Origin of the sequence: Kitasatospora sp. NPDC057198 (assembly GCF_042670125.1) — a bacterium.
Lineage (GTDB): Bacteria > Actinomycetota > Actinomycetes > Streptomycetales > Streptomycetaceae > Kitasatospora.
The window spans coordinates 21,036-29,915 of the sequence record NZ_JBHUWH010000039.1 but is presented as its reverse complement, the minus strand read 5'-3'; the positions used below and the strand labels follow the sequence as shown (position 1 = coordinate 29,915).

General features: G+C 70.7%; 9 protein-coding genes. 8 read left to right on the top strand and 1 reads right to left on the bottom strand.

Going from position 1 to position 8,880, the window contains the following annotated elements; all coding sequences use genetic code 11:
- Positions 1 to 327: 327 nt before the first annotated feature.
- Positions 328 to 822, top strand: a complete 495-nt coding sequence (locus ACFUEL_RS07370) for a hypothetical protein (protein WP_380235076.1) — start codon at positions 328 to 330, stop codon at positions 820 to 822.
- Between the two features lie 44 nt (positions 823 to 866).
- Positions 867 to 1,562, top strand: a complete 696-nt coding sequence (locus ACFUEL_RS07365) for a demethylmenaquinone methyltransferase (protein ID WP_380235075.1) — start codon at positions 867 to 869, stop codon at positions 1,560 to 1,562.
- A gap of 131 nt (positions 1,563 to 1,693) precedes the next feature.
- On the opposite strand, the gene ACFUEL_RS07360 is transcribed toward ACFUEL_RS07365, so the two are convergent.
- Complete coding sequence (locus tag ACFUEL_RS07360; RefSeq protein WP_380235074.1) at positions 1,694 to 2,914, bottom strand: RNA-guided endonuclease InsQ/TnpB family protein; 1,221 nt, start codon at positions 2,912 to 2,914, stop codon at positions 1,694 to 1,696.
- A 158-nt stretch (positions 2,915 to 3,072) separates the two neighbouring features.
- On the opposite strand from ACFUEL_RS07360, the gene ACFUEL_RS07355 reads away from it, so the two are divergent.
- The 6 genes from ACFUEL_RS07355 to ACFUEL_RS07330 all read left to right on the top strand — a co-directional run bounded on the left by ACFUEL_RS07355 (position 3,073) and on the right by ACFUEL_RS07330 (position 8,865).
- A complete protein-coding gene (locus ACFUEL_RS07355) occupies positions 3,073 to 4,350 on the top strand; it encodes a geranylgeranyl reductase family protein (protein WP_380235073.1) in 1,278 nt (425 codons plus the stop codon).
- A gap of 139 nt (positions 4,351 to 4,489) precedes the next feature.
- Positions 4,490 to 5,401 (top strand): DMT family transporter, encoded by a 912-nt coding sequence (locus ACFUEL_RS07350; protein ID WP_380235071.1) that lies wholly within the window; start codon positions 4,490 to 4,492, stop codon positions 5,399 to 5,401.
- 425 nt (positions 5,402 to 5,826) lie between these two features.
- Complete coding sequence (locus tag ACFUEL_RS07345; RefSeq protein WP_014137597.1) at positions 5,827 to 6,186, top strand: NADH-quinone oxidoreductase subunit A; 360 nt, start codon at positions 5,827 to 5,829, stop codon at positions 6,184 to 6,186.
- Between the two features lie 77 nt (positions 6,187 to 6,263).
- Positions 6,264 to 6,818 carry an NADH-quinone oxidoreductase subunit B family protein gene (locus ACFUEL_RS07340; RefSeq protein ID WP_123553353.1) on the top strand — a complete coding sequence of 185 codons (555 nt, stop codon included), beginning with the start codon at positions 6,264 to 6,266 and terminating at the stop codon, positions 6,816 to 6,818.
- The gene (locus ACFUEL_RS07335) at positions 6,815 to 7,537 is read left to right on the top strand and encodes an NADH-quinone oxidoreductase subunit C (protein ID WP_380235069.1); all 723 of its coding nucleotides are present in this window, start codon (positions 6,815 to 6,817) and stop codon (positions 7,535 to 7,537) included. The genes ACFUEL_RS07340 and ACFUEL_RS07335 overlap by 4 nt, the downstream gene beginning before the upstream one ends.
- Positions 7,537 to 8,865 (top strand): NADH-quinone oxidoreductase subunit D, encoded by a 1,329-nt coding sequence (locus tag ACFUEL_RS07330; RefSeq protein ID WP_380235067.1) that lies wholly within the window; start codon positions 7,537 to 7,539, stop codon positions 8,863 to 8,865. The genes ACFUEL_RS07335 and ACFUEL_RS07330 overlap by 1 nt, the downstream gene beginning before the upstream one ends.
- Positions 8,866 to 8,880 lie beyond the last annotated feature (15 nt).

The following is an 8,880-nucleotide window of genomic DNA, read 5'->3' as shown; positions in this document are numbered from 1 at the left end:
TCTGCTTCTGGTTCTGTCACAGACACGCAGCAGCACGGACACTTCGATGGGCTCCGGCCGTCAGCAGCACGGCCCCGCCGTTCCCCGGGCCCCTGGTGGTGCATGTCCGTCTGCCGACAGTTTCCCGGGCCCCTGGTGGTGCATGTCCGTCTGCCGACAGTTCCCCGGCCCCTGACAGGGCTTCTTCTGACTCCCCGTGACCTGGGAAGGTCTTTGCGGCTACCATCCCGGTTCAGACCTCACCCCGAGCCAGGAACAGGACGTATGCGAGCCGCGACTCCCGAACGCCTTCGGACCCGACCGGCTCGGGGGTGGTACGTCGGGGCCGTGCTGAGCGCGGTGGTGGCGGTGGCGATGTGCCTGCTGGGGTGGCGGCAGGCGGACCAGGCGGACCGGATCGACGCGCACCCGGTGCGGGTGGAGGGGACGGTCACCCAACTGCCGGGCGGGGGCGGGTCGTACAGCCAGGTCGCGTACCCGGTGGACGGGCGGCGCCTGACGGCGGCGGACCTGTGGCTGCCGGCGGACGTCCGGCTGGGGGACGCGATCTGCCTGGAGCACGCGGCGGACGACCCGTCCGCGGTGCGGGTGTGCGGGAAGACGTACCCGCAGCCGGTGGGGGTCGGGCTGGCGCAGACGAGCGTGCCGGCGGCGGTGCTGATGTGCGGGCTGTGCCTGTGGCGGATCCGGCGGAGCAGGGCGGGTGCGGAGCGGGCGCGGGCCGCTTTCACGGTGGCGTTCGCGGCGGAGGGGATGCCCGCGCTGACCCAGGGCAAGCGCTCCCGGCGCCGCCGCAAGGGGGGCCGCCGCGCCCTGCGGTGAGCCCCAGTGCCCGTCCGCGGCACCGCAAGGTGAACAATGGGGGCGTGACCCGAGCCCATCTGGACAAGCAGCCGCAGGACGTCGCCGCCATGTTCGACGACGTCGCGGCCAAGTACGACCGCACCAATGACGTGCTCTCGCTGGGCCAGGCCCGGCTGTGGCGCCGGGCGGTGGCCGACGCGGTGGGGGCCGTCGCGGGCCAGCGGATCCTGGACCTCGGGGCCGGCACCGGGACGTCCTCGCTGCCGTTCCTGGAGGCGGGCGCCGACGTGGTGCCGTGCGACTTCTCGATCGGGATGCTGACCGAGGGCAAGGACCGGCACCCCGAACTCGCGCTGACGGCGGGCGACGCGACCCGGCTGCCGTTCGCGGACGAGTCGTTCGACGCCGTGACGATCTCGTTCGCGCTGCGCAACGTGCAGGAGCACGAGGTGGCGATGCGGGAGATGCTGCGGGTGACCAAGCCCGGCGGGAAGCTGGTGATCTGCGAGTTCTCCACGCCGACCTGGACGCCGCTGCGGACGGTGTACACGGAGTACCTGATGCGGGCGCTGCCGCCGGTGGCGACGAAGGTCTCCTCCAACCCGGAGGCGTACGTGTACCTGGCGGAGTCGATCCGGGCCTGGCCGGACCAGCCCGCGCTGGCCGCCGAGTTGCAGCGGGCGGGCTGGTCGAAGGTGGCGTGGCGCAACCTGACCGGCGGCATCGTCGCCCTCCACCGCGGCTTCAAGGCGCCGTAGACTGCGGTGGTTCGGCACCCCGTCCGCCGGAAAGGCGTCGACGGGGGGTCGGCCCGACCCCCGTGACCCCGACGCGCTCAGGAGAGAGCCCCGTTTGACTTCCTCCCCGCCCGGAGGGGCGGGGGTTCCCCTCAGCCTCGCGGCCGAGCCGCCGCGCGTGTGCGCGGCGGTGGGACTTCTTCCTGCTTCACCGACGACTGCCCGCCCGGAGTGCTCCGTTGAGGTCTTACACCGTCTCCACAGGCTGCAGCCGCCAGCCCGGCGGCCAGGATGTTGCGGGCCGCGTTCACGTCCCGGTCGTGGACCGCACCGCAGTCGCACTCCCATTCGCGGACGTTCAGCGGCATCGCGCCGCGGACGGCTCCGCAGGCCGAGCACAGCTTGGAGCTGGGGAACCACCGGTCGACGGCGATCACCTCGCGCCCGTACCAGTCGGCCTTGTACTCCAGCATGGACCGCAGCTCGGTCCACGAGGCGTCGCTGATCGCCCGCGACAGCTTGCGGTTCCCCAGCATGTTGCGGACCGACAGGTCCTCGATCACGACCGTTTGGTTCTCACGGACGAGTCGGGTGGTGAGCTTGTGGAGGAAGTCACGCCTGCGGTCGGCGATCCGGGCGTGCACCCGGGCCGCCTTGATCCGGGCCTTCTCCCGGTTCGCGGAGCCCTTCTCCTTGCGGGCCAGCTCCCGCTGGGCCCTGGCCAGGCGCTCGCGGTCGGCGCGCTCGAACTTCGGATTGGCGACCCTCTCGCCGGTGGAGAGCGTCACCAAGCCGGTGATCCCGGCGTCGACACCGACGGCCGCGTTGACCGGGGCGGGCATCGACGGCCGGTCCTCGCACAGCAGCGAGACGAACCAGCGCCCCGAAGCGTCCTGCGACACGGTCACCGTGGAGGGAGCCGCACCCTCGGGCAGCGGCCTGGACCACACGATGTCCAGCGGCTCCGCCATCTTCGCCAGCGTCAGAGCGCCGTTCCGGTAGCGGAACGCAGAGCTGGTGTACTCGGCGGAGCGGCGGGACTTGCGCTTGGACTTGAACGTCGGGTACTTCGCCCGCTTCTGCCAGAAGTTGGCGAACGCCCCCTGCAGATGGCGCAGCGACTGCTGCAACGGCACGGACGACACCTCGGAGAGGTACGCCAGTTCCTCGGTCTTCTTCCACGCCGTCAGCATCGCCGACGTGGCCTTGTAGTTGATCCGCTCCCGACGCAGCGTCCACGCCTCGGTACGAACTTGCAACGCCATGTTGTAGACCTTCCGCACGCAACCGAAGGTGCGCGACAGCTCAGCCGCCTGCGCATCCGTCGGGTAGAAGCGGAACTCGAAAGCCCGCTTCACGTGGGTGGCCGCCATGCCTCACACGCCAACACCTCTGCATGTGAACACGTGAAACCTCGTCAACTACCGGCATGCCGTGCCACCTTGACGGGGGTCCAGCTTCCCCCGCCCCGCTACGCGGGAGCTTCGTTTCCTCCCCGGCCGAGGCCGGGGGTATCCACGAAGGAGATCCGATGACCGAGACCGCCGTCGAGTCCACCGCCGACGTCATCGTGGTCGGTGCCGGTCCGGCCGGCTCCAGCACCGCGTACTGGCTGGCCCAGGCGGGTCTGGACGTGCTGCTGCTGGAGAAGACCGAGTTCCCGCGGGAGAAGGTGTGCGGGGACGGCCTGACCCCGCGCGCCGTCAAGCAGTTGGTCGACATGGGCATCGACGTGTCCGCCGAGGGCTGGCTGCGGAACAAGGGCCTGCGGATCATCGGCGGCGGCGTCCGGCTGGAGCTGGACTGGCCGGACCTCGCCGCGTTCCCCGACTACGGGCTGGTGCGCAAGCGCGCCGACTTCGACGAACTGCTGGCCCGGCAGGCGCAGAAGGCCGGCGCCCGGCTGTACGAGAACTGCAACGTCAGCGGCCCCGTGCAGGACCGCACCGGGCGAATCACCGGCGTCACCGCCAAGATCGGGCCGGACAAGCGGGAGGTCGAGTTCCACGCCCCGCTGGTGGTCGCCGCGGACGGCAACTCGACCCGGCTGTCACTGGCCATGGGCCTGCACCGGCTGGAGTCCCGGCCGATGGGCGTCGCCTACCGGACGTACTTCACCTCGCCCCGGCACGACGACGACTACCTGGAGTCCTGGCTGGAGCTGTGGGACACCCGCGGCGGCCAGAAGAAGCTGCTGCCCGGCTACGGCTGGATCTTCGGCATGGGCGACGGCACCTCCAACGTGGGCCTCGGCATCCTCAACTCCTCGCCCGCCTTCGGCGACCTGAACTGGCGCGAGGTGCTGAAGAGCTGGTGCGCCAGCATGCCCGAGGAGTGGGGCTACACGCCGGACAACATGACCGAGCCGATCCGCGGCGCCGCCCTCCCGATGGCCTTCAACCGGCAGCCGCACTACACCCGCGGCCTGCTGCTGGTCGGCGACGCGGGCGGCATGGTCAACCCGTTCAACGGCGAGGGCATCGCCTACGCGATGGAATCCGGCCAACTCGCGGCCGGCGTCATCGTCCAGGCGATGGCCCGGATCACCCCCGAGGGCCGCGAGCGCGCCCTGGCCCGCTACCCGCAGCTGCTCAAGGACACCTACGGCGGCTACTACACGCTGGGCCGGGCCTTCGTGAAGCTGATCGGCAACGACAAGGTGATGCGGATCGCCGCCGAGCGCGGCCTCACCCACCCCGTGCTGATGAAGTTCGTCCTCAAGCTGCTGGCCAACCTGACCGACCCGAGCGGCGGCGACGTCGCGGACCGGATCATCAACGGCCTGACCAAGGTGGCGCCGCGCGCCTGAGCGAATCGGGCCCCGGGAGGCGGCGGGCGGGCGCGGAAAGCGTTTGCCCGCCGTCTTCCGGGTGCGGGAGAGTGGCGGCTTCCGAACCCCCCGTCCGATGCCGTGCGGGCCCCCGTCGAGTCCTTCCGGGAGCCGTGCCGTGGCTGTCCTCTCCGTTGGTGCCCGCCCGCAGTCGGTGCGCGACCTGCCGCTGGTGGCGGTGGCGGTGGTGTGGGGGTCGAGCTTCCTGGTGGTGAAGCGGGTCGCCGGGCCGGAGACGGTGGTGGCGGTGCTGGCGCTGCGGTTCGGGCTGGTGCTGCCGGTGCTGGGGGTGGTGGCGTGGCGGCGGCTGCGGGGGCTGTCGGCGGCGCAGTGGGGCGGCGGGGCGGTGCTGGGGGTGGTGCTGGGGGCGGTGTTCCTGCTGGAGACGTACGGGGCGGTGCACACCTCGGCGACCAATGCGGGGCTGGTGATCAGTCTGACGATGGTGTTCACGCCGCTCGCGGAGGCGGCGCTGCGGCGCTCGGCGCCCTCGGGGGCGTTCCTGGCGGCGGCGGGGCTGTCGGTGCTGGGGGTGGCGCTGCTGACCGGGGACGGCGGGCTGCGGGCGCCGTCGGGGGGTGACCTGCTGGTGCTGGGGGCGGCGGTGGCGCGGACGGTGAACGTGCTGGCGACGGCCCGGCTGCGGTGGGTGCGCGGGGTGGACGCGCTGGCCCTGACCTGGGTCCAACTGGCGTTCGCGACGGCGGTGTTCGTGCTGGCGGCGCCGCTGGCGGGCCCGTCCCCGCTGGGTGTGGCGGCCTCCCTGGACGCGGCGTGCTGGGGGCTGCTGCTGTACCTGTCGCTGCTGTGCACGCTGTTCGCGTTCTTCGTGCAGCTGTGGGCGGTGCGGGCGACCTCGCCGTCCCGGGTGAGCCTGCTGCTGGGCACCGAGCCGCTGTGGGCGGCGCTGTTCGGGATCGCGCTGGCGGGGGACCGGCCGGGTCCGCTCGCGCTGCTGGGGGCGGTGGCGGTGCTGGCGGGCACCGAGTGGGGGCGGCGGCGGGCGGAGCGGGGCCGCGGCGGCTCTTGAGAGCTTGTGAACGAAGGGTCAAGCGGCTGCCCCGCCGGGTCCACCTGGCGGGTGAGATCCACTATCACGTAAACCGGATCACTCCGAAATTTGCCCCGACCGCAGCAGAATTGATATAGGGCGTGGCCGAACGGCAGCCGTTTCGCTCCGGGTTGCGACTGTATGTGGTCAATTGCCCGCACTGCGTCGAGCGGTGGTGATCGATCCGCTTTCGGTGCCCTTCGTCGGGTGGCGAAGATCACAAAGATCATCGGGAACTGCGTGTCGCAGATCACAAGCGGACAGGCATAGGATGCGCTCCAACCTGGCTTTGTGAACTGCCTCACATGGAGCCGGATCCCACGAAGTGGATCATCATTTCACCCCTGGTGACCTGGTGGTTCCGATCTGCAGTCAAGGACGACTGGACGGAGGGAGCGGGGGCTATGAATGCCTACGCGCCGATCCTCGTACTCGGTGCCATCGCGGCGGCGTTCGCGGTCGGCTCCGTCGTGATGGCCTCGCTCACCGGCCCGAAGCGCTACAACCGGGCCAAGTTGGAGGCGTACGAGTGCGGCATCGAACCGACCCCGCAGCCGGTGGGCGGCGGTCGGTTCCCGATCAAGTACTACCTGACGGCGATGCTCTTCATCGTCTTCGACATCGAGATCGTCTTCCTCTACCCCTGGGCGGTCAGCTTCGACGCCCTGGGGATCTTCGGGCTGGTCGAGATGCTCCTGTTCATCGCCACCGTGTTCGTCGCCTACGCCTACGTCTGGCGTCGCGGCGGCCTGGAGTGGGACTGACCACCGGCCGCCGCCGCGCGCGGCGCTTGTGAACGGGCGGACAAGCCACCGGACTCGAAGGCATTGAGAGGGAACTGATGGGTATCGAGGAGAAGCTGCCGAGCGGCTTTCTGCTCACCAGCGTGGAGGCCGCCGCGGGCTGGGTGCGGAAGGCTTCGGTCTTCCCGGCCACCTTCGGTCTGGCCTGCTGCGCGATCGAGATGATGACCACCGGCGCGGGCCGCTACGACCTGGCCCGGTTCGGCATGGAGGTCTTCCGCGGCTCGCCCCGGCAGGCCGACCTGATGATCGTGGCCGGCCGGGTCAGCCAGAAGATGGCGCCGGTGCTGCGGCAGGTCTACGACCAGATGCCGAACCCCAAGTGGGTCATCTCGATGGGCGTGTGCGCCTCCTCCGGCGGCATGTTCAACAACTACGCGATCGTCCAGGGCGTCGACCACATCGTCCCCGTGGACATCTACCTGCCGGGCTGCCCGCCCCGCCCGGAGATGCTGCTGGACGCGATCGTCAAGCTGCACGAGAAGATCCAGCACGAGAAGCTCGGCGTGAACCGCCGCCGGGCCGAGGAGGAGGCCGAGCGCGTCGCGCTGGCGGCCACCCCCACCAGCGAGATGCGGGGGCTGCTGCGATGAGCGACTCCGACAAGGCCGGGCAGCAGCCCGAGGTGCCCGCGACCCGGCGGGAGATCCCGGTCGAGGTGGTCGGCGCCCGGCAGGGCATGTTCGGCGCCCGCGGCACCGGCGACACCTCCGGCTTCGGCGGCCTGACCGCGCCGATCGTGCTGCCCGGCGCCAGCGAGCGCCCGTACGGCGGCTGGTTCGACGAGGTGGCCGACGAGTTCGAGGGCGCGCTGGAGGAGCAGGGCCTCGACGTGGCCGACGTCATCGAGAAGACGGTGGTCGACCGCGGCGAGCTGACCTTCCACCTGGACCGCGCGCACCTGCTCAAGGCGGTGCGGATCCTGCGCGACGACCCGGCGCTGCGCTTCGAACTGTGCCTGGGCGTCAGCGGCGTGCACTACCCGCAGGACAAGGGCCGGGAACTGCACGCGGTCTACCACCTGCGCTCGATCACCCACACCCGGCTGATCCGGCTGGAGGTCACCGCACCCGACGCGGACCCGCGGATCCCGTCCGTGGTGAGCGTCTACCCGACCAACGACTGGCACGAGCGGGAGACCTACGACTTCTTCGGCCTGGTCTTCGAGGGCCACCCGGCGCTCACCCGGATCATGATGCCGGACGACTGGCTGGGCCACCCGCAGCGCAAGGACTACCCGCTCGGCGGCATCCCCGTCGAGTACAAGGGCGCCCAGATCCCGGCTCCCGACCAGCGGAGGTCGTACAGCTGATGAGCAGCACACACTACGAAGCGGGCGCCCGGGAGACCACCGAGGGCCGGGTCTTCACCGTCACCGGCGGCGACTGGGGCGAGGTCGCCGAGGCGGTGGCCGGCGCCGACGACGAGCGGATCATCGTCAACATGGGCCCGCAGCACCCGTCCACCCACGGCGTGCTGCGGCTGATCCTGGAGATCGACGGCGAGACGGTCACCGAGGCCCGCTGCGGCATCGGCTACCTGCACACCGGCATCGAGAAGAACATGGAGTTCCGCTCCTGGGTGCAGGGCACCACGTTCGTGACGCGGATGGACTACCTCACCCCGCTGTACAACGAGACCGCCTACTGCCTGGCCGTGGAGAAGCTGCTCGGCATCACCGCGGACGTGCCCGAGCGGGCCACCGTGATCCGGGTGCTGATGATGGAGCTCAACCGGATCTCCTCGCACCTGGTGGCGCTGGCCACCGGCGGCATGGAGATCGGCTCCACCACCCTGATGATCTACGGCTTCCGGGACCGCGAGACCGTCCTTGACATCTTCGAGCTGGTCACCGGCCTGCGGATGAACCACGCCTACGTCCGCCCCGGCGGCCTGGCCCAGGACCTGCCGCCCGGCGCGGTCGACAAGATCCGCGAGGGCGTCAACCTGCTGCGCTCGCGGATGCACGAGTACGACAAGCTGGCCACCGACAACCCGGTGTTCAAGGCCCGGCTGGTCGACGTCGGCTTCCTCGACCTGCCCGGCTGCCTGGCGCTCGGCGCCACCGGCCCGATCCTGCGGGCCACCGGGCTGCCGCACGACCTGCGCAAGTCCGACCCGTACTGCGGCTACGAGACCTACGACTTCGACGTCGCGGTGGCCGACACCGCGGACTCCTACGGGCGGTTCCTGATCCGCCTGGAGGAGATGAAGCAGTCGCTGCGGATCGTCGAGCAGTGCCTGGAGCGGCTGGCCCCCGGGCCGGTCATGGTGGCCGACAAGAAGATCGCCTGGCCGTCCCAACTGGCCGTCGGCCCCGACGGCATGGGCAACTCGCTGGACCACATCCGGAAGATCATGGGCACCTCGATGGAGGCCCTGATCCACCACTTCAAGCTGGTCACCGAGGGCTTCAAGGTGCCGGTCGGCCAGGCATACGCCGCGGTGGAGTCGCCCAAGGGCGAACTCGGCGTGCACGTGGTCAGCGACGGCGGCACCCGGCCCTACCGGGTGCACTTCCGCGACCCGTCCTTCACCAACCTGCAGACGATGGCCGCGATGTGCGAGGGCGGCCCGCTGGCCGACGTGATCGTGGCGGTGGCCGGGATCGACCCGGTGATGGGAGGCGTGGACCGGTGAGCAGCACAGAACTCG